20 protein-coding genes and 1 pseudogene are annotated in these 19164 nt (G+C 72.7%); 7 read left to right on the top strand and 14 right to left on the bottom strand.

Features of this window, described 5'->3' with window-relative positions:
• Window positions 1–12 precede the first annotated feature (12 nt).
• The 5 genes and pseudogenes from JN350_RS18215 to JN350_RS18195 all read right to left on the bottom strand — a co-directional run bounded on the left by JN350_RS18215 (window position 13) and on the right by JN350_RS18195 (window position 4940).
• Window positions 13–1089, bottom strand: coding sequence for an ABC transporter permease (locus tag JN350_RS18215; RefSeq protein ID WP_205463083.1), 1077 nt, complete (start codon window positions 1087–1089; stop codon window positions 13–15).
• Window positions 1086–1967 (bottom strand): ABC transporter ATP-binding protein, encoded by an 882-nt coding sequence (locus JN350_RS18210; protein WP_205463082.1) that lies wholly within the window; start codon window positions 1965–1967, stop codon window positions 1086–1088. Before JN350_RS18210 ends, JN350_RS18215 begins: the two co-directional genes overlap by 4 nt.
• A gap of 353 nt (window positions 1968–2320) precedes the next feature.
• Window positions 2321–2999, bottom strand: a pseudogene (locus tag JN350_RS18205) (response regulator).
• Entirely contained in the window at window positions 2981–4255 is a 1275-nt protein-coding gene (locus tag JN350_RS18200; RefSeq protein WP_240347425.1) for a sensor histidine kinase, read from the bottom strand. The pseudogene JN350_RS18205 and the gene JN350_RS18200 overlap by 19 nt, the downstream one beginning before the upstream one ends.
• Window positions 4256–4265: 10 nt before the next feature.
• On the bottom strand, window positions 4266–4940 hold the full coding sequence (locus JN350_RS18195; RefSeq protein ID WP_205463081.1) for a peroxiredoxin-like family protein: 675 nt from the start codon (window positions 4938–4940) through the stop codon (window positions 4266–4268).
• A 147-nt stretch (window positions 4941–5087) separates the two neighbouring features.
• Here JN350_RS18195 and JN350_RS18190 point away from each other — a divergent pair, with 147 nt between their 5' ends.
• Window positions 5088–5426: a YciI family protein gene (locus tag JN350_RS18190; RefSeq protein WP_205463080.1), complete on the top strand. Its 339-nt coding sequence runs from the start codon at window positions 5088–5090 to the stop codon at window positions 5424–5426.
• Here JN350_RS18190 and JN350_RS18185 read toward each other — a convergent pair.
• Window positions 5332–6588, bottom strand: a complete 1257-nt coding sequence (locus JN350_RS18185) for an MFS transporter (protein ID WP_205463079.1) — start codon at window positions 6586–6588, stop codon at window positions 5332–5334. The two genes, JN350_RS18190 and JN350_RS18185, sit on opposite strands and share 95 nt — an antisense overlap.
• A gap of 23 nt (window positions 6589–6611) precedes the next feature.
• Between JN350_RS18185 and JN350_RS18180 the strand changes: the two genes are divergently transcribed.
• Both JN350_RS18180 and JN350_RS18175 read left to right on the top strand, forming a co-directional pair.
• Window positions 6612–7172: a TetR/AcrR family transcriptional regulator gene (locus tag JN350_RS18180; protein ID WP_205463078.1), complete on the top strand. Its 561-nt coding sequence runs from the start codon at window positions 6612–6614 to the stop codon at window positions 7170–7172.
• 207 nt (window positions 7173–7379) lie between these two features.
• The gene (locus JN350_RS18175; RefSeq protein WP_205463077.1) at window positions 7380–8183 is read left to right on the top strand and encodes an alpha/beta hydrolase; all 804 of its coding nucleotides are present in this window, start codon (window positions 7380–7382) and stop codon (window positions 8181–8183) included.
• A 118-nt stretch (window positions 8184–8301) separates the two neighbouring features.
• On the opposite strand, the gene JN350_RS18170 is transcribed toward JN350_RS18175, so the two are convergent.
• Window positions 8302–8784, bottom strand: a complete 483-nt coding sequence (locus JN350_RS18170) for an ATP-dependent zinc protease family protein (RefSeq protein ID WP_205463076.1) — start codon at window positions 8782–8784, stop codon at window positions 8302–8304.
• Between the two features lie 87 nt (window positions 8785–8871).
• On the opposite strand from JN350_RS18170, the gene JN350_RS18165 reads away from it, so the two are divergent.
• The gene (locus JN350_RS18165; protein WP_205463075.1) at window positions 8872–10065 is read left to right on the top strand and encodes a RimK family alpha-L-glutamate ligase; all 1194 of its coding nucleotides are present in this window, start codon (window positions 8872–8874) and stop codon (window positions 10063–10065) included.
• A gap of 70 nt (window positions 10066–10135) precedes the next feature.
• On the opposite strand, the gene JN350_RS18160 is transcribed toward JN350_RS18165, so the two are convergent.
• Window positions 10136–10312 carry a hypothetical protein gene (locus tag JN350_RS18160; RefSeq protein WP_205463074.1) on the bottom strand — a complete coding sequence of 59 codons (177 nt, stop codon included), beginning with the start codon at window positions 10310–10312 and terminating at the stop codon, window positions 10136–10138.
• A 107-nt stretch (window positions 10313–10419) separates the two neighbouring features.
• On the opposite strand from JN350_RS18160, the gene JN350_RS18155 reads away from it, so the two are divergent.
• Genes JN350_RS18155 through JN350_RS18145 form a run of 3 tightly spaced genes read left to right on the top strand, consistent with a single transcriptional unit; the run spans window position 10420 to window position 15268 of the window.
• A complete protein-coding gene (locus tag JN350_RS18155; RefSeq protein WP_240347756.1) occupies window positions 10420–11526 on the top strand; it encodes a 3-oxoacyl-ACP synthase III in 1107 nt (368 codons plus the stop codon).
• Complete coding sequence (locus tag JN350_RS18150; RefSeq protein ID WP_240347424.1) at window positions 11523–14237, top strand: alpha/beta fold hydrolase; 2715 nt, start codon at window positions 11523–11525, stop codon at window positions 14235–14237. The genes JN350_RS18155 and JN350_RS18150 overlap by 4 nt, the downstream gene beginning before the upstream one ends.
• Entirely contained in the window at window positions 14234–15268 is a 1035-nt protein-coding gene (locus JN350_RS18145) for an NAD-dependent epimerase/dehydratase family protein (protein WP_205463072.1), read from the top strand. The genes JN350_RS18150 and JN350_RS18145 overlap by 4 nt, the downstream gene beginning before the upstream one ends.
• Here JN350_RS18145 and JN350_RS18140 read toward each other — a convergent pair.
• The 6 genes from JN350_RS18140 to JN350_RS18115 form a co-directional block, all read right to left on the bottom strand.
• Entirely contained in the window at window positions 15244–15717 is a 474-nt protein-coding gene (locus JN350_RS18140) for a gamma-glutamylcyclotransferase family protein (protein WP_240347423.1), read from the bottom strand. The two genes, JN350_RS18145 and JN350_RS18140, sit on opposite strands and share 25 nt — an antisense overlap.
• A 182-nt stretch (window positions 15718–15899) precedes the next feature.
• Window positions 15900–16733 (bottom strand): hypothetical protein, encoded by an 834-nt coding sequence (locus JN350_RS18135; protein WP_205463071.1) that lies wholly within the window; start codon window positions 16731–16733, stop codon window positions 15900–15902.
• On the bottom strand, window positions 16723–17262 hold the full coding sequence (locus JN350_RS18130; RefSeq protein ID WP_123341163.1) for an RNA polymerase sigma factor: 540 nt from the start codon (window positions 17260–17262) through the stop codon (window positions 16723–16725). The genes JN350_RS18135 and JN350_RS18130 overlap by 11 nt, the downstream gene beginning before the upstream one ends.
• Before the next feature lie 100 nt (window positions 17263–17362).
• Window positions 17363–17554 carry a hypothetical protein gene (locus JN350_RS18125; protein WP_205463070.1) on the bottom strand — a complete coding sequence of 64 codons (192 nt, stop codon included), beginning with the start codon at window positions 17552–17554 and terminating at the stop codon, window positions 17363–17365.
• Window positions 17555–17592: 38 nt separating this feature from the next.
• Entirely contained in the window at window positions 17593–18009 is a 417-nt protein-coding gene (locus JN350_RS18120; RefSeq protein WP_205463069.1) for an MFS transporter permease, read from the bottom strand.
• Window positions 18006–19088 carry an Asp23/Gls24 family envelope stress response protein gene (locus JN350_RS18115; RefSeq protein ID WP_205463068.1) on the bottom strand — a complete coding sequence of 361 codons (1083 nt, stop codon included), beginning with the start codon at window positions 19086–19088 and terminating at the stop codon, window positions 18006–18008. Before JN350_RS18115 ends, JN350_RS18120 begins: the two co-directional genes overlap by 4 nt.
• Window positions 19089–19164: the final 76 nt, after the last annotated feature.

Genomic DNA, 19164 nt, shown 5'->3' with positions numbered 1-19164 from the left:
CAAACCGCGGCGTCAGCCGCGCAGCGCCTCCGTCAGCTTCACGCGACTGCCCGTCCGCAGCAGCGCGTTCTCGTAGACGCGAGCGCCCACCAGGACGACCACGACCACCGCGGCGACCACGATCAGGAGCGACAGGATCGGCTCCCACCACTCGGCCGTGCCGAGGAAGATCCGCATCGGCATGCCGATCGGTGCGCTGAACGGCACGTACGACATGATGCCGAGCACCGTCGGGTTGTTGTACGCGACGATGATCAGGATGTACGGGATCATCACGAGCATCATCACCGGCGTGGTGACGCTGCCGACGTCCTCCTGGCGCGACACCAGCACGGCCGCCGCGGCGAACAGCGACGCGATGAGCACGAAGCCGACGGCGAAGAACCCGACGAACCACAGGATGCTCGGGCCGAGCATCGAGAACATGTTGTCCTGCCCGGTCACCGCCAGGGTGACGACCGCGGCGATGGCCACGGCGACGATCTGCGCGAACGCCATCACGCTGTTGCCGAGGACCTTGCCGGCGAGCAGCGCCCTGGCCGAGATCGCGGACATCAGGATCTCGACGACCCTGGTCGACTTCTCCTCGACCACGCTCTGCGCGATCGACTGGCCGAAGGTCACGGCCGAGGCGAAGTACACGACGCCGAACGCGATGGCGATGAGGTAGACGAGTCCGCCGGGCAGCGCGTCCGGGTCGAGCAGTTCGATCCGTGGTGTGACGCTCAGCGCGGAGACGACGTCGGTCGGGGCCTCGTCGAGTCCGACGACCTTGTAGCCGAGCGGGTCGTCGGACGGCACGACCGCCGCGTCGACGTCGCCGTCCCGCACGAGCCGTTCGGCGTCGGCCACGGAACCGGACTTCGTGACGTCGAGTCCGCTCGTGGTGGGTAGGGAGACACCGTCGACCACGGCGACCGGCGTGGTGTCGTCGGCGGTGGCCTTGCCGACGATCCCGCCGACCACGATGGACGCGACGACCATGCCGATCAGGATGAGGGCGGAGACCACGAAGGCCTTGCTGCGGATGCGTGCCTGGATCTCGCGTGCGGAGACGAGCCGCACGGCCTGCACGAAGGAGTCGTTCATCGGATGACCTCCCGGAAGACCTCGCTGAGCCGCGGGACCCGCGGGGCGAACGAGCCGACGGTGCCCTGCTGGACGGCCCGCTGCAGGACGTGTTGGGCGGTGGACGAGTCGGCCTCGAAGACGGCGTAGCCGCCGTCGAACTCGCGGACCGTCACGCCGGGCTCGTCGCGGAGCCAGGCGACGTCGCCGTCGACCAGCAGCTCCCAGGCGGCGGGCCCTGCTTGCTTGCGGAGTTCGTCCTGCGGGCCGGCGGCACGGATGGTGCCGCCCGCGATCACGACGACGTCGTCGCAGAGCCGTTCGACGACGTCCAGCTGGTGGCTCGAGAACAGCACCGGGACCCCGCGCGCCGCGGTCTCGCGCAGGACGCCCAGCACCGTGTCGACCGCCATCGGGTCGAGGCCCGAGAACGGTTCGTCGAGCACCAGCACCTCGGGATCGTGGGCGAGGGCCGCGGCGATCTGCACCCGCTGCTGGTTGCCGAGCGACAGCTTCTCGACGGCGTCGTCGGCGTGGCCGGTCAGCTCGAGCCGTTCGAGCAGCTCGGTGGTCCGCGTGGTCGCCGCGCGCTTGTCGACGCCGTGCAACCGGGCCATGTAGGTGATCTGCTCGGCCACCGGCATCTTCGGGTACAGCCCGCGTTCCTCGGGCATGTAGCCGAAGCGGCGGCGGTCGGCGGGCCGGACCACGGTGCCGTCGATCGAGACGGATCCCGCGTCGGCCTGCAGCACACCGAGCATGATGCGCATGGTGGTCGTCTTGCCGGCGCCGTTGCCGCCGACGAACCCGGTGAGGCGGCCGTTACCGACCGTGAACCCCACGTCGTCGAGCACCCGGCGGTCGCCGAAGTGCTTGGTCACCCCTTCGATGGTGAGCATGTCGTACCCCTCTCGCGACGGCCTGCGCCGCCTGCGTCGACGCTATTGGCCGGGAGGCCCGGGGCGCCTCCGCCATCCGGCGGGACTCGGGCGGGTGGTCGGCTCCACCGCACGGGGAGCCGGCGGGCGCGGCGGGCAGCGGGCGGTGGGCGGCGGGCGGTGGGCGGCGGGCACGGTGCTGGGCTGTTCGGCCGGTGGGGCTCTGGTTGCTCGGTGCGTCGTCGTGGCGGGGCACGGTGCGGTCAACGCCGCACGGGGTGAGCGAGGGCGCACGGTGCGGGCGTGGTGCGAGCACGGTGCGAGCGCGGCACCGTGCGGACTTGTCCTGCAGGTGCCGGATCGGTCGGCCTCGGTCAGCCGGCGACGCCGTGCTCGAACGCCCAGACGACGGCCTGGATCCGGTCCCGCAGCGCGAGCTTCTGGAGCACGTTCGACACGTGGGTCTTCACGGTGGCGTCACCGACGTACAGCTCGGCGGCGATCTCGGCGTTGCTGAGCCCCCGGGCGAGCAGCCGGAGCACCTCGGTCTCGCGCTCGGTGAGCCCGGCTGCTGCCAGGGCGGCGTCGCCGGAGCGGTCGGGGGCACGGCCGCTCGCAGCCGGGGCCGCCGTCGCCCGGCTGATCACCCGGCGCGTGACGTCGGGGGCGAGCAGGGCGTCCCCGGCGGCGACGGTCCGGACGGCGTCGATCAGCCGTTCGGGGAGGCGTTCTTCAGCAGGAAGCCGCTGGCACCCGCCTCGAGCGCCTGGAAGAGCGCGTCGTCGCTGTCGAACGTCGTCAGGATGAGCACCGCCGGCGGGTCCGGCAACGCCGCGATCCGCCGAGCGGCCTCGAGCCCGTCGACGCCGGGCATCTGCACGTCGAGGCACACCACGTCGGGGCGCAGGGTCCGGACGGCCTCGACCGCACGGGCTCCGTCGGGGCTTCGCCGATCACCCGCAACCCCGGCTCGGACTCCAGGATCACGCGGAACCCGGCGCGCACGAGCTCCTGGTCGTCCGCGAGCACGATCGTCAGGTCGTCGGCAGCCATGCCCGCACCAGGTAGCCTCCCCGGGCGCGTGGCCCGATCTCGATCCGTCCGTCCACCGCGGCGACCCGCTCCCGCATGCCGATGTGCCCGAGGCCGCTGCCCGACGGGTTCCGCGCAGCACGGTCGCCGTGCCCGTCGTCGGTGACCTCGACCTCGACGCCGTCGTCGAGGTACCGGAGCCGGACGTCCGCGCGGGCGGTGGGGCCGGCGTGCTTGAGGACGTTCGTCACGGCCTCCTGCACGATCCGGTACGCCACGGCGGCGACCGTCGGCGGCACGGGACGCTCGTCGCCCACGACCACGTACTCCGTCGGGTGACCGGCGACCCTGGCGGACTCGGCGAGCTCGGCGATGCGTGCGATGCCCTCGGTGCTCGGAGCGTCCCCGACACCATGGTCGCCGGCCCCCGGTTCGTCTGCCGACCGCAGGGTGCCGAGCATCCGCCGGAGCTCCTCCACTGCCGTGCGCGCGCTCTCCTCGACCACGCCGAGCGACGCCGTCGCCTGGGCGGGATCACGGTCGATGACCCGTCGGGCAGCGCCGGCCTGCACGCCCATCAGGGACACGTGGTGGGCGACGACGTCGTGCAGTTCGCGGGCGATCCGGACGCGCTCGATCGTCACGGCCTGGGCGGCGCTGCGCTCCCGTTCGGCCGCGAGCTCCGCGGTGCGTTCGTCGAGCTGGTGCCGGGCAACCGCCGAGGCCCACGCCCGGTTGCCCGCGTACCAGGCGGCACCGAAGTAGATGACGTTGATCACGATGTTCAGCAGCGAGTACGCGATGTACGGCGGGATGAGGGAACCCTCGTCGTTCGGCAGCGCGTTCGGCACCGCCCACCCGAACGAGATCGCGATGAACAGCCACGCGAACATCCCGCCGATGACGACCCACCGGACCGCCTCGGCACGCATCCGGTCGGAGCACCACGCGCCGACCGAGTACAGCGAGATGAACAGGGTGAAGTTGACCAGGAACACCTCGGGCACCTGCAGCAGCTGCGTGGCCGCGAACGCCAGCGCGGACACCACGGCGGCCGACATCGGGAACCGGCGGCGGAACGCGATCGGGACGGCGTTCGCGACGATCATCAGCGCCGAGACCCACCAGGCCGCCTGGTCGTCGCCGTAGGTCCCGGCCGACCCGTACAGGACCGTGGTGACGGCCAGGCCCGCGGCGAGCACGAGCGCGAGCACGGCGTCCTGCCGGTGCTCGCGGCGCCCCACGGGCAGCCGCGACCACTCCGTCGTCGTCCCCATGCAGAGAACGCTAGCGGGTGCCGCCCTCGTCCAGGCCGTCGAGGGCCTCGAGGACCGTCGCGACCTCGGTGCGCGTCGTGTAGTCGACGTGCACGTCCACGAACCGGACCACACCGTGTTCGTCGATGACGAAGACCGAGGGGAACGGGATCGCGGCGGTTCTGTCGGCGTTGCTGTCGGCGACGTCGAACCCGAGCTCCGTGTGGGCTGCTCGAGCCTCCGGGCTCGGTGCCGTGACGACGCCGAACCGACCGGCGAGCACGTTCTCCGGGTCGGACAGGACCGGGAACGCCAGCTCGCCGTTCGCGATCGACAGCTCGGTGCCCTCGGGGGTCTGCGGCGAGACGGCGACGAGGCGTGCCCCGCGTCCCCGCAGTGCGGGGAGCAGCTCCTGCTGGTAGGTGCGGAGCGTGAGGTTGCAGTACGGGCACCAGGCGCCGCGGTAGAACACCAGCACGGTCGGCGTGTCAGAACGCGCGGCGCCCAGCGAGGTGGCGGCGCCCGTCGCGTCCAGCAGCGGAGCATCCGGCGCGTCGTCCCCGACGGCGAGGACGCCGTCGGGGACGCCGTCGGCACGCAGGTCGGCCTGTTCCCGGTCGAACACGGCGCTGAGCTCGGGGCCGATCTGCGCGGTGAAGCCGGCGTTGAACTCGTCGACTCGACGAGCGATGGTGTCGTGGGGCATCGGGTACTCCGTGGTCCTGGGCGGCCGGGTCGCCGTCGGAGGGAGCGTAGGCACGTCCCAGGGTTCGCGGTCCGGTCGCCCGTCACGGAGCGTCACGGAAGCGGGTGGTCGGGGAGTAGCCTCCCGCCAACGAGCAGGGGAGTCACCGTGCAGTTCCTCGTCAACGTCTTCGACGACGGGCAGGCCGTCGCCGCCGGTCGGACGGAGTCCGCCACCGAGGCCGAGGCCACTGCGGTCGACGCCCTGAACGAACGCCTGGGTGACGCCGTCGTGTTCGCCGCCGGGGTGTCCGCGCCCGCCGACGGCACCGTCGTCGACGCCCGCGGTGGCGGTTCGGACACCACGCCCGGACTGGTGGCCGACAGCTCCGAGTTCGTCGCGGGGTTCTGGGTCATGGAGCTGCCGGACGCCGAGACCGCGCTCCGTGTGGCGTACGAGGCGTCGCAGGCGTGCAACCGGAAGATCGAGCTGCGTCCGCTCCTGTGACGGCGGCGTCACCGTGCGGAGGGCCTCCGCGCCTGCCGACCGCGGCGGGCACGGCGCTCGCCGCGGTGACGCCCGCCCCGACCAGGAACGTCGCCGCGTAGCCCGCCGTACTGACGAGCGCTCCCGCTGCCGCCGCTCCCACGGCCTGCCCGAGCACGAGCGCGACGAAGAGCATCGACGTCCCGGCCGACGACCGCGCAGCGTCGAGTTCGGTCGTCCAGGCGATCAACGCGCCGGTCGCGGCCGTGTAGCCCCAACCGAACACCGCACACGCCAGCATTGCCAGCGCCGTGGACTGCGGCGCGGTACCGAGTGCGACGACCGCCACCGCCACGGCGCCCGCGGTCAGCGCCCAGAGCGTCCGTGCGCGGAGTCCGCTCGTCCACCGTGCCGTCACGGCGACCGCAGCACCGCCGAACCCGAGCGCGATCCACGCCGACACCGACACCACGACGGGCGCGCCCGCGTCGACCAGCGCGGAGCGGCCGTACGTCCACACGACCGCCGACCCGGCGCCGAAGAGCAGCGCGAGCGCGATGACCCGTCGGTGTGCTGCGAACCACGCCGTCCCCGGTGCGGCTGGCCGGTCGCCGCCGGACCCGCTCCGACGGGACACCGTGAGCAGCACGATGCCGACGACGAGCGCGAAGACCCCGGACCACGTCCAGGCCGTCCGCCAGTCCGGCAGGAGCACGAGTGCGAGCGCCCCGGCGGCGACCAGCCCCGGACCGGTCCCCGAGTTGACGACCGCCTGCGCCGTTCCCTGCGCGGAACCGGGCACCACGCGTGACACGAGCTGCACGAGGGCCGGGGAGGCGAGCCCGGCCCCGGTGGAGGCGACCACGGCGGCGATCCCGAAGGGCCACGGCCCCGGCGCCGCTGCCATCGTGAGCGCACCGACCCCGGCGACCGCGGCGGCTGCGGCGACGAGCACCCGGGGAACGCGTGCGGCGACCAGGAACCCGACCACCGCGCCGATGCAGTACATCGCCGAGGCCCCCGAGGAGACCCACCCAGCAGCGTCCGGGCGCAGGCCGAGGTCGCGTTGGACGTCGGGCAGGAAGAGGCCGAACGCCAGGCGTACCAGCCCGTACGTCGCGGCGATCAGGGCCAGCCCGCTGCCGAGGAGGACCCACTGTCGTAACGAAAACGATCGTTTCACTTTTGAGAGCCTAGGGTGCTTGCATGGCGATGCGTCCAGGAACCGAGCAGCGGCTGCTCGACGCGGCCGAGGAGCTCTTCTTCACGTGCGGCATCGCCGCCACCCCGATCGACGCCGTGCTCGACCGCGCCGGGATCTCGAGCGCCACGCTCTACCGCGGCTACGCGAGCAAGGAAGCCCTGGTCGCCGCGGCCCTCGACCGCCGGCACGACGACTGGCTCGCCACGTGGGACCGCGCGGTCGAGGCCGCTCCGGACGATCGTGGGCGCCTGCTCGCGGTGTTCGACGCGCTCGACGACTACCGGTCGACCGCCGCCGGCTCGCGTTGGTGCGCGTTCCTCGGGACCGCTGCCGAGTACGCGGACGCCCCCGCCGAGGTGCACGAGGTGCTCGACCGCGAGACCGGTGCGCTCCGGAGCCGGTTGACCGAACGTGCCGCACCCGTCGTCGGCGAGCGCGCCGGCGCCCTGGCCGACCAGCTGCTGCTCGTCGTCTCCGGGTACCTCGCGATGCGTCTGCGCGATCCGTCGGTCGGCACGGCGACGGCGCGCACGGTCGCCGCCGCGCTCGTCGCAGCAGCCTGACCGCTTGTCAGCGTCCCGGGTTCTCCGACGCCACGCTGGGTATCTTGCCCGGTGTGCAGCGACTCTCCTCGACCCTCGTCATGCAGCGCGTGACCTCTGACGGAACGGTGCCCCTCGGATGACCCGTTCGCGTGCGTCGACGATCACCCGTCGGTCGCTGCTGATCGGGGAGTCGGCATCGTCGCCGCGGGTGCAGCCGCCGAGGCGGTGGACCTCGACCTCCTGCCCGGCCGGTCGACGATGTACCGCGTGCTCGGGCTCAACGGTGCCGACGGCACGATCCCCGACGTCGACCCGGTCCCCTCGGTCTCCGGCACCTTTGTGTCGGCGGCCCGCGCGGGGCGCACGGTCGGCTGGACCATCGCCGCTCCGGAGTCGGACACCCCGCTGCCGGTGGCCGTCGCACTGCACGGCTACGGCGACGACCACGCGGCGTTCTTCGGGCGGGAGCTCGGCTGGGACCGGTTCCTCGCGGCGCACATCGCAGACGGTGGGGCGCCCTTCGCGATCGCCTCGATCGACGGCGGCAACCGGTACTGGCACCACCGCTCGGACGGGGACGACCCTGCGGCGATGGTGGTCGACGAGTTCCTGCCCCGGATCGCACGGCGCGGGTTCGACACCGACCGGCTCGCGCTGACCGGGTACTCGATGGGCGGGTTCGGTGCGCTCCGGCTCGGCGGGGTGCTCGGTGCATCCCGCGTCCGCGCGGTGTCGGCGATCAGCCCGGCGCTCTGGACATCGGCTGCGGACACCGCGCGCGGAGCCTTCGACGACGCGGCCGACTTCCGCGCGAACACCGTCCTCGGTCGGCAGCGCGCGCTGGACGGCATCGCGGTCCGTGTCGACTGCGGCAACGGTGACGGGTTCGCTCCTGCGGCCCACGCCTACGTCGACGGTTTCGCGACGCCGCCCGCCGGGGGCTTCGAGCCCGGCGCCCACACGCACGGCTACTGGCGCCGCCTGGCGCCGCAGCAGCTCGCCTTCCTCGGCCGTCACCTCGGTCGCTGACCCAGCCCGCGCCATGGGCGGTCGCCGAGACGGACGGGAGGCCCGTGGCGGCCCCGCACCGCGCCTCCAGACCGTCGACCGGTCGCGTCCACGGCCCGTGCCGCGAGGCGAGCAGCGATCAGGCTCGCCCGCGGTTGCGGCGCCGGATCTCCTTCGGCGCCCGACCAGCCATGAAGGACCTCGCAGGATCGACGAGGAAGCCCTGCCGCAGGGCCTCGCGCCCGACGAGCATCCGGAACCCCATCTGGTCGCGGTTGCTCAGGGTGACCTCGGACACGACCGCGCGCCCGGCCAGGGCGATCGTGGTGAGCACGACGATGCGCTCCTGGGTGTGCCCGGTCGAGCTGCGGATGATGCGCCGGTCGTGCACGTCGCACTCGATCGTGACGGCGTCGGCATCGGTGTCCTGCCAGGGGTGCACCGAGAACCGGACCCGGTCGCCGGGCAGTTCCTCGAGGTCGAACGCGTGCAGTGCCGAGCTGCGTGCACCGGTGTCGAGCTTGACCTTGATCCACGGCAGGCCGAGGTCCGGCAGGCCGGCCCACTCGCGCCAGCCGGCGACGACGAGCCCGCCGTCGGGGGACTTCGGAGCACGGGCCATGGCCCCATCTTGTCGTACGCCCGAGAGCGGTGTTCGCGTGCTTGGATGGACCGTCGCCGTCGATCCCACCCCGCGGAGAACCCCTCGATGAAACTCGCCATCCTGTCCCGCGCCCCGCAGGCGTACTCGACCCAGCGCCTCCGTGCCGCAGCGCTCGACCGCGGCCACGACGTCAAGGTCCTGAACACCCTGCGCTTCGCGATCGACCTGTCCGGCGACGACCCGGACCTGCTCTACCGCGGCAAGCTCCTGTCCGACTACGACGCAGTGCTGCCCCGGATCGGCAACTCGATCACCTACTACGGCACCGCCGTCGTGCGGCAGTTCGAGCAGATGGACGTGTACACGCCGAACACCGCGAACGGCATCACGAACTCGCGCGACAAGCTCCGTGCGAACCAGATCCTGTCACGACACGACATCGGCATGCCGGCGACGACCTTCGTGGCCGGCCGCAACGACGTGCGCGGGGCGATCGAACGGGTCGGTGGCGCGCCCGTCGTCATCAAGCTCCTCGAGGGCACGCAGGGCATCGGCGTGATCCTGGCACCGGAGGCGAAGGTCGCCGAGTCGATCGTCGAGACCCTGCACTCCACCAAGCAGAACGTCCTGATCCAGTCGTTCATCTCGGAGAGCCGCGGCCGGGACATCCGTGCGCTCGTCGTCGGCGACCGCGTCGTGGCCGCGATGCGCCGGACGGCGTCCGGCGACGAGTTCCGGTCGAACGTGCACCGCGGCGGCACCGTCGAGAAGGTCACGCTGTCGCCCGAGTACGAGGCCGTGGCCGTGCGCTCGGCGCAGATCATGGGCCTCAAGGTCGCGGGCGTCGACATGCTCGAGGGCAACGACGGGCCGCTGGTGATGGAGGTCAACTCGTCACCGGGGCTCGAGGGAGTCGAGCGCGCGACCGGTCTCGACATCGCGGGCGCGATCATCGACTTCATGGCGAACCAGGTCGCGTTCCCGGAGATCGACGTCCGGCAGCGCCTGTCGGTGTCGACGGGGTACGGGGTCGCCGAGCTCCTCGTGCACACGAACGCCGATCTGGTCGGCAAGACCATCAAGGAGTCCGGACTCTGGGACCGCGACATCACGGTGCTCACCCTGCACCGCGGCTCGAACGTCATCCCGAACCCGCGCAGCGGCGTCGCTCTCGAACCCGGCGACCGCCTGCTGTGCTTCGGCAAACTCGAGGAGATGCGCTCCATGATCCCCGAACGCCGGAAGCGTCGGGCGAAGCTGCGGAAGCTTCCCAAGGAGCCGCTCCAGTCGGAGAGCTGACGGACGGGAGGCCCGGCCCGCGTCCCCCGCGAGGGGAGCGCGAGCCGGGCCTTCCGTCTCTGGCCTCGGTTCAGTCGCCGCGCACGTCGCGTTCGCGGCGGCGACGCCCGAGCAGCCGCAGGACGACACCCAGGCCGAGAGCACTCAGCGCTGCGACGAGCCAACCGCCGAGCTCGGCGCAGTGGTCAGGTTCGTTGCCGGCCTTGTCCTCGACCACAATCTCGAGGTCGTGGCTGCCGTCGTGCAAGGGCGAGTCGAGCTCGATGTGCAGTACGTTGCGGCGCGGCGGGTGCGATTCGGCGTATCCGGATCGCACACACAGCCCGGATGGGGAAGTATGTATCGGTGACGATCATGACGGAACGGCCGGTCGACCGGGCAGCGAGCGGTGAACGTGCAGGCAGTGAACGGACGCCGAGCAGCGAACCCGAGCAGCCCGGCAACGCCACGGCGAAGCACCACAACGTCTCGCTGCTGTCCGTGGCGACGACGACCGCCGAACGCGTGACGACCTCTGCGGACATCGAAGCGCGGCTGCGCGGCGTGCTCCGCCGCCTCCGTCTGCCGATGGGACTGCTCGAGCGGGTCGCCGGTGTGATCGAGCGCCGCAACTGGGGTGAGGGCCAGACCTTCCAGGACGCCGCCATCGACGCCGGCCGTCGTGCCATGGCCGAGGCGGGGGTGCGTCCGGACGAGATCGGGCTGCTCATCAACACCTCGGTGACCCGTCCGCACCTCGAGCCGTCGGTCGCCGTGCGCCTGCACCACGGGCTCGGTCTGCCGTCGTCCGCGATCAACTTCGACATCGCGAACGCGTGCCTGGGATTCGTCAACGCGATGAGCGTCGCCGCGGGCATGATCGACTCCGGGCAGATCAAGTACGCGCTCGTCGTCGACGGCGAGGACGCCGACCAGGTGCAGCTCAACACCATCGACCGCCTGAACCAGGGTGGCCGGAACCGCAAGGACTTCATGAGCGAGTTCGCGAGCCTGACCCTCGGGTCCGGCGCCGCGGCCGCCGTGCTCGGCCCGGCGGACCTGCACCCCGAAGGCCACCGGATCGTCGGCGGCGTCACCCGCGCGGCGACCCAGTGGTACGACCTGTGCGTCGGCAGCGTGGACGGCATGTTCACGGACGCCAAGATGCTGCTCAAGGGCGGCATGGAGCTCGTCGTCGCGGCCTGGACCGAGGCCCGCGCCCACTTCGACTGGGCCGACATGGACCGCTACGTGCTGCACCAGGTCTCCGACGTGCACACCAACGCGTTCGTCGAGGCCATCGGCATCCCGCGCGACAAGGTCCCCACCACCTACCAGCGCTTCGGCAACGTCGGCCCGGCGTCGATCCCGATCACCCTGGCCGACGAGGTCGAGTCCGGCGGCATCCGTCGCGGTGACCGCGTGTTCCTGGGCGGCGTCGGTTCCGGCATCAACACGGCGATGATGGAACTGCACTGGTGAGGTCCCGGCTGCCCCGCGTCGCCGCGAGCACGGCTCCGGCGACGCAGCCGCCCTCCCTGCCCGGACTCGACCCGGCCTGGTCGCGCCTGGTCACGGTCCCCGCGTGGTCTGCAGAGCGGACAAGAGGAACAGATCGCGCCGCGCGCACCTGGCACCTCCTCGACACGGCCGGGTCCCTGGCCGCGCTCGGCGTGGAACCGGTCGGCACCATCCTGTGCGTGCACGGCAACCCCACGTGGTCGTACCTGTGGCGGTCGGTGCTCCGCACCTCGCTCGAGGTCGCACGGGCCGGTGGCCCGGCCTGGCGCGTGGTCGCCGTCGACCAGCTCGACATGGGCTTCTCGGAGCGCACCGGGGTGGAACGGGGGCTGCCGCAGCGCGTCGCAGACCTCGGAGCCCTGACCGACGAACTCGGGCTGACCGGCCCGGTCGTCACCCTCGGCCACGACTGGGGCGGCGTGGTGTCGCTCGGCTGGGCGGTCGACCACCCCGGTGTCCTGGCTGCCGTGATGACGTGCAACACCGCCGTGCACCAGCCCGACGACGCCCCGATCCCGGCGCCGCTGCGGCTCGCCCTGGGGCCGGGGCTGCTCGGCCGTGCGACCGTCGTGACGCCGGCGTTCCTCGAGACGACACTCGGCATCGCGCACCCGAAGCTCGACCGCGCCGTGGCCGACGGCTACCGTGCCCCCTACCGCGGTGCGGCACGTCGTGGTGGCATCGGCGGGTTCGTGGCGGACATCCCCGTCGACGCCCGGCACCGGAGTGCGCCGGAGCTCGACCGGATCGCGGCCGGGGTCGCTGCGCTCGACGTCCCGGCGCTGCTGCTCTGGGGTCCCCGCGACCCGGTGTTCCTGGAGCGCTACCTCGACGACCTGTCCGAGCGGCTGCCACAGGCCGACGTGCACCGGTTCGAGGGTGCCGGCCACCTGCTGCCCGACGACGCCGACGTGGCGGGCGCGGTGTTCGACTGGATCGGCGACCGCCTGCCGGACGGACACGTGCCTGCGTCGGTCACCACGGGCCTCCCGGCCGGAGTGCAGCACACGAGCAGCGTGAGCCGCCCGCTCGGCGCCGCGCTCGAGGACCTGCGCGACAGCGACGAGCCCGCCCTGGTCGAGATGGCCGCGGCCGGCGGTCCCCGCACGATCACGTGGCGCCTGCTCGCACGTCGGGTGGACGAGATCGCCGCCGGGCTGGACGAGCTCGGTGTCCGGAGCGGTGACCGTGTCTCGCTCCTCGTCACGCCGGGAGCCGACCTGACGGCCGTCCTGTACGCCTGCGTGCGGATCGGCGCGGTCGTCGTGGTGGCGGACGCCGGACTCGGTCTGCGTGGCCTGACCCGTGCGGTGCGGGGAGCCCGGCCGGACTGGATCATCGGTGCGCTGCCCGGACTCGGAGCCGCTCGTGCACTCGGCTGGCCGGGGCGGCGCATCGCGACCGTCCTGCTGCCCGCGCCCGCACGGCGTGCACTGCGCGTCGAGCACACGCTCGTCGACGTCGCCCGGCGGGGTGCCCGTCGGCTGGCGCACGGTTCCGTGCTGCCCACGGTGCCGGCGCCCGACGCCCCGGCCGCGATCCTGTTCACCTCCGGGTCGACCGGACCGGCGAAGGGCGTCGTCTACACGCACGGACAGCTCGGTGCCGTCCGCGACGTGCTGGCGGCCCAGTACCACATCGGTGTCGGCACCGGCCTCGTCGCGGGCTTCGCGCCCTTCGCGCTGCTCGGCCCGGCCCTCGGGGCCCGGTCGGTGGCGCCGGACATGGACGTCACCGCGCCCCGCACCCTGACGGCGCGCGCCGTCGCGGCGTCGGTGGCCGCGGCCGACGCGACCGTGGTGTTCCTGTCGCCGGCGGCGTTGGCGAACGTCGTGGCGACGGCGTCGGAGCTGACCGACGCCGACCGTGCAGCGCTCGCGAGCGTCCGGTTGTTCCTGTCGGCGGGTGCCCCGGTGTCGGCGGCGTTGCTGACAGCTGCGACCGAGCTGATGCCGAACGCGAGTGCGCACACCCCCTACGGCATGACCGAGGGGCTGCTCATGACCGACGTCGACCTGGACGGCGTCCGTTCGGCGGCGGCCTCGGACGACGAGGGCATCTGCGTCGGGTTCCCGGCGGCGAACGTCCGGGTGCGGATCGCGCCGCTCGACACCGCGGGTGCTGCGACCGGTGCGCTCACCGACGCGGCGGGCGTCACCGGCGAGATCGTCGTCGCGGCACCGCACGTGCGCGACCGGTACGACCGCCTCTGGCGGACGAACCGCGTCGCGCGCCTCGGTGTCGAGGACCCGCGCGGACACCGCACCGGCGACGTCGGACACCTGGACGCCTCCGGGCGGCTCTGGGTCGAGGGGCGGATGCAGCACGTACTCACCACCCCGCACGGCGTCGTCACCCCGGTCGGACCGGAGCAACGCATCGAGGGCGTACCCGGGGTCGGCCGTGCCGGCGTCGCGGGGATCGGCCCGCGCGGCACGCAACAGGTCGTGGCCGTCGTCGAGACCACCGGCAGGCGACGTGCCCGACGGCCTGCCCTGGCTCCGCCGGCGTTGGCTGCTTCGGTCCGGGCCGCGGCCGGGGTCCCGCTCGCTGCCGTGCTGACGGTCCCCGTGCTGCCGACCGACATCCGGCACAACTCGAAGGTCGACCGCGCCCGGCTGTCCCGCTGGGCGACCTCGGTGCTGTCCGGTGGACGGATGGCCCGCCCGTGACGGTCCTGGTCACCGGGGCGAGCGGCTTCCTCGGACAGGCGACGGCCGCTGCCGTGCGGGACGCTGGGCACGAGGTCCGCACGTTCCAGCGACGGCCGTCCGGCGTCAACGGCGTGCAGGACGTCGCCGGTTCGATGACCGACGCCGCGGCGGTGGCCCGCGCGGTCGACGGGGTCGACGCCGTGGTGCACCTCGCCGCCAAGGTCTCCCTGGCGGGTGACCCGGCCGACTTCGTCCGCGTGAACGTCGACGGCACCCGAGCGCTCGTCGACGCCGCGCGGCGTGCCGGTGTCCAGCGGTTCGTGTTCGTCTCGTCACCGTCGGTCGCGCACACCGGGTCGTCGCTCGTCGGCGCCGGGGCCGGTGCCGCCGAACCGCAGCACGCGCGCGGCGACTACGCCCGCACGAAGGCCGCGGCCGAACTCCTCGCGCTCGAGGCCGACGCCCCCGGGTTCGCTGTCGTCGCCATCCGGCCGCACCTGGTGTGGGGCCCGGGGGACACGCAGTTGATCGGCCGCATCGTCGAACGGGCACGGTCCGGGCGACTGCCGTTGCTCGACTCCGGTGCCGCCCTGATCGACACCCTGTACGTCGACAACGCAGCGTCCGCCATGGTCGCGGCGCTCGGGCACGCTGCGGACGACGACGTGCACGGCAACGCCTACGTCGTCACGAACGGCGAGCCCCGGCCCGTCGCGGACCTGCTCGCCGGGATCTGCGCGGCCTCGGGGGTCGCGGCACCGCGGTGGCACGTGCCGGCAGCGGTCGCACGGGCCGCGGGGTCGCTGGTCGAGGCCGTGTGGCGGGTGCGTCCGGGGCAGGACGAGCCGCCGATGACGCGGTTCCTCGCCGAGCAGCTCTCGACGGCGCACTGGTTCGACCAGCGCCGTACCCGTGCCGATCTGCAGTGGGCCCCGTCGGTGTCGATCGACGAGGGCCTCGCGCGCTTGGCGGCGGCGGACGGCACCCGAGTCTCGCGCACACGCGAACGAGTCTCGGCAGCGGCTCAGACCTCGTCGGCCGCCACGTAGACCCAGGCCGACAGACCCGAGGTGAGCTCGACCCGGATGCGCTGGTAGTCCGACACCTCGTAGGCGTCGACGGCACGCAGGTGCCACTCGTGGCCCAGGGTCAGGGCCACGCCGTCGACGACGTCGCCCGCTGCGCCCCGGCGGAGGATCGGGTGGCGGTCCGAGCCACTCGCCCGGATGACCTCGGGGTCGGTGATCGTCACCCAGTCGAGTCGCCAGCCGGGCAGCGTGTCCGGGGTGGTGGGGACGTGTTCGCCGAACAGCGACTCCTGCACGAGCGGCTGCCGCAGCGTGCCGTACGAGAACACCCGGTGCGTGGTGCCGGGCCACGCTGCGGAGCGTCGGATCGGCTTCGGACCGATCGTCGGGGTCGACGTCCACACGAGTGCGCCGGTGACGCCGGTGAGGCCGAGGTGCAGCAGTCCGGCGACGACGAGGAGGATCCCCAACCGGCGCCGACGGCGATCGCGATGATGCCGACGACGAGACAGACGAGCGCGAACGCGCCGAGACCGATGACCCAGCGCTGGCCGGGGAGAGACGCTTCACGTCGCGAGGGTAGCGGACGGGAGGCCCGGACCACGTGCGCCGATCGGCGCAGGTGATCCGGGCCTCCTGTCCGGACGCGGCGTCAGCCGCAGAACTCCGGCGGTGGCGACTGGTCGACGGTGCTGACCCAGACCGAGTTCGCCCGATCGCCCGAGCCCACGGGTGGGAACCGGAAGCTCACGAACACCCCGTTGACGGTGGTCGTCCAGCCGCCGTAGGGCGAGTCCGACGGCTGGGCGGCGTCGTTGCCCGGCTCCGTGTAGTGCAGGTCCGGGTACGCCGTCCGCAACTCGGTGAGGGTGCTGCCGGTCCCGAGTCCCGCAGCCGTCGTCGGTCCCGTCACCTCGTCGGAGTTCGTCCCGACCATGACGCTCGCGATAGTGCCGTCGTCGCCCTTCACGACGGTCAGTGCAGGGTTGTTGCGGTCGTCGGGGTACCAGAACACGACGTTCGGGTTGAGGCAGCCGTCGCTCGCCGTGTACACGCCGTCCAGGTCGTCCGTCTCGGCGGTGTACTCCCCGCCGAGCGCGATCGGCCCCACCTCGCTGCCGGAGATCGTCCACGTGTCCGGGTCCGACAGCGAGTACGGCGCCCGTGTGGAGGTGGGCGTCGCCGACGGCGTCGACGTCGGCGTCGGCTGTCCGACGACCGGGGCGCCCGACGGCGTCTCGGTCGGCGTCGGTTCCGTGGACGGTGGCGCGGTCGGCGAGGGTTCCGCGGTGATCGACGTCGGGATCAGGCCGAGTGCGACCCCACCGCCGGCGGCTCCGAGCAGGAGCACCCCGACGACGCCGATCGCGATGCCGACTCGACGGCCGTGGCGCTTCGGGCGAGGGGTGGCCTGCTCGAGGACGTTCTGCTTCATCGAGACGAGCATGCGCTGCAGGTCGTCTCCCTCGGGAGGTTCAGTGTTCATCGTGCGTCACCGCCTTCCTGAGTCGTCGGCGGGACCGCGAGACCCGCTGGGTGACCGCTCCGACACTGAGTCCGAGCAGCTGTGCGGCCTCGGCGTAGGAGTACCCCTGCAGCAGGCACAGCTCGCAGATGCGGCGATCGGTCTCCGGCAGCGCGGCGATCTCGCTCCGGACCCACCGGAGTTGCTCGGAAGCATCGGTGGTGTCGGCGGGGGCCGCGAGGTCGAAGGGCAGTTCGTCGCCGGCGTGCTTCGCGTTGCGGCGACCCAGGTTCTTCGCGTGGTTGCGGCACACGACCAACAGCCACGGCAGGAGCGTGCCGGTGGGGAGCTGGAGGCCGTCGGCGCGTTGCCAGAGCGTCAGGAACGTGTCCTGGACCAGTTCCTCGACGTCTTGCTTGCTGCCCGCGATCGCCCACGCGTACCGGGTGAGCGTGGGCGCGAACCGGTCGAACGCGGTCGCGAGTGCTGCTCTGTCCCCCGAGGCGAGGCGCCGTGCGAGGCCGGCGTCGTCATCTGCGGTGTTGTCCACGGTGCTCCCTTCACTACGACAATGTCGAGAAGAGGCCGAACATGACACGGATCACGACACGATTCGTCCGTGTCGTGATCCGATGGTGATGCGGGAGGTGTCAGCCGTGCCGCTTGGCGGCCTTGGCGATCTTCTTGCCCAGCTTCTTGCGGGCCTTGCGAGCGTGCGGGTCGTTCCAGGCCTTGCGGACGGTCTCGCTCTTGGACGTCTTGATCACCGGACGGTTGGCGCGGGAGCCGAACCAGAACCCGACGAGGACGATCAGGCCGATGACGATGATGCGGTTGCGCATGGTGGGACTCCTTGGTCGATGGTGCAGGTGCTGTCGGATCAGCCGGTGAAGCGTTGCCAGAGCTCGGTGACGATCGGCCACACGTCGCCAGCGCGGTCGGCGGACCCGACGGCCACCAGCACCACGGGCACGATCGTGACGGTGATGCTCACCAGGACGGCGAGCACGACCGAGATCGTCGCCGTCGTGGTGTGTCGACGGGTGAGCGCCAGCGCGAGGAGCGCCAGCACGACGACCAGCCCGAGGACCGCGACGACCGTGACCCGCACGAACGGGAACGGCACGAGGCCCGCGGTGGTGGCGGTGACGCCGCCGAGGAACCCGACCAGGGGCAGGAACGCCCCGAGCAGGACCCCGGCGACCAGGACCACGCCGATGCCACCGGCGATCCACACGCCGCGCGGCCGGGGCCGCCGGGTGCGGGGCCGACGGCCGCCGGACCAGGCGGTGGTCACGGTCGGTCCGCGGTCGGGACGATCGGCTGGTCGCCGTCGCGGGCTGCTGCCCGCGCTGCCTCGCTCGCGTCGGCTGCGGCGTCGGCGGCGTCCTGCGCGGCGTCCTCGGCCGAGTCGGCGGCACGCACGGCGGCGTCGGCAGCCGTCTCGGAGACCATGACGGGGGTCGCAGTGTCCTCGTCGGCGACGGCCGCACGTGCGCGGCCAGCGGCGTCGCGCGCGGTGTCGGCGGCGTCCCGTGCGCCCTCGGATGCACGGTCGAGCGCATCGGACGCGGCTTCGTGCACGCGGCCGGCGGTGGCGGTCGTCGCGTCCACGGCCTGTTCCGCGGCGTCCGCGGTGACGTCGGCGGCACGCTTCGTGGCGTCCGCGGCCTGGTCGGCGGCCTGCTTCGTGGCCTCGGCGGTGGCCGAGGCAGCACGCTTAGCAGTGTCGACCGTCGCTTCGGCGGCACGCTTGGTGGCGTCCGCGGTGACCTCGGCCGCCTGCTTCGTGACGTCGGCCGTGGCGTCCGCAGCGCGCTTCGTCGCCTCGGCGGCCTGGTCGGCTGCCTGCTTCGTGGCGTCGACGGTCGCCGTCGCCACGCGCTTGGTGGTCTCGCTCGTCGCCTTGGCGGCGTCCTGCACGGCATCACCGACAGCGGTGGCCGCACGCTCGACGGGTGAGGGCTCGTCGTCGAACGGTCCGTGTACGTCCAGCACGCGGACGTCCACGGTCGTCGGCACGGAGGCGACCTGGCCGGCTGCTGCGGCGACCTGTCGCTTCACCTCGTCGGCGACCTCGCGGACGTTCCGTGGGTAGGTCACGATCACGGAGACCTGCACCGCGAAGGTGCCGTCCTCGTCGTCGACCTGCACGCCTGCGGTCCCGGCGGAGCGGCCGAGCCGCTTCCGCAGTTCGTCGGCGGCTCGGGACACGGTCCCGCCGAGGTGGTGCACGCCGGGCACGCCGAGCGCCGTCTCCGCCGCGGTGCGCGCGATGAGCATCGCGGGGGTCGCGTCGTCGGGCAGCGGCTCCGTCAGTTCTGCGGGCAGGGCCACCTCGGTGACCTGCGTGTGCGCATGGGGGTCGTGCTGCATGGTTCCTCCTCGTTCGGGTCCGCGGAACGCATCGGGGCACTCGACGTCGCGAGTGCCCCGACACGCATCGAGCGTC

Source organism: Curtobacterium sp. 24E2, assembly GCF_016925595.1.
Taxonomy (GTDB): Bacteria; Actinomycetota; Actinomycetes; order Actinomycetales; family Microbacteriaceae; genus Curtobacterium.
This window is presented reverse-complemented; position numbering and strand designations above follow the sequence as displayed.

Coding starts and splice junctions, on each gene's coding strand:
- JN350_RS18135 (WP_205463071.1), bottom strand. CDS start 16,733: ATGAACACTGAACCTCCCGAGGGAGACGACCTGCAGCGCATGCTCGTC.
- JN350_RS18155 (WP_240347756.1), top strand. CDS start 10,420: ATGACGGAACGGCCGGTCGACCGGGCAGCGAGCGGTGAACGTGCAGGC.
- JN350_RS18200 (WP_240347425.1), bottom strand. CDS start 4,255: ATGGGGACGACGACGGAGTGGTCGCGGCTGCCCGTGGGGCGCCGCGAG.
- JN350_RS18215 (WP_205463083.1), bottom strand. CDS start 1,089: ATGAACGACTCCTTCGTGCAGGCCGTGCGGCTCGTCTCCGCACGCGAG.
- JN350_RS18170 (WP_205463076.1), bottom strand. CDS start 8,784: ATGGCCCGTGCTCCGAAGTCCCCCGACGGCGGGCTCGTCGTCGCCGGC.
- JN350_RS18115 (WP_205463068.1), bottom strand. CDS start 19,088: ATGCAGCACGACCCCCATGCGCACACGCAGGTCACCGAGGTGGCCCTG.
- JN350_RS18210 (WP_205463082.1), bottom strand. CDS start 1,967: ATGCTCACCATCGAAGGGGTGACCAAGCACTTCGGCGACCGCCGGGTG.
- JN350_RS18195 (WP_205463081.1), bottom strand. CDS start 4,940: ATGCCCCACGACACCATCGCTCGTCGAGTCGACGAGTTCAACGCCGGC.
- JN350_RS18180 (WP_205463078.1), top strand. CDS start 6,612: ATGGCGATGCGTCCAGGAACCGAGCAGCGGCTGCTCGACGCGGCCGAG.
- JN350_RS18165 (WP_205463075.1), top strand. CDS start 8,872: ATGAAACTCGCCATCCTGTCCCGCGCCCCGCAGGCGTACTCGACCCAG.
- JN350_RS18125 (WP_205463070.1), bottom strand. CDS start 17,554: ATGCGCAACCGCATCATCGTCATCGGCCTGATCGTCCTCGTCGGGTTC.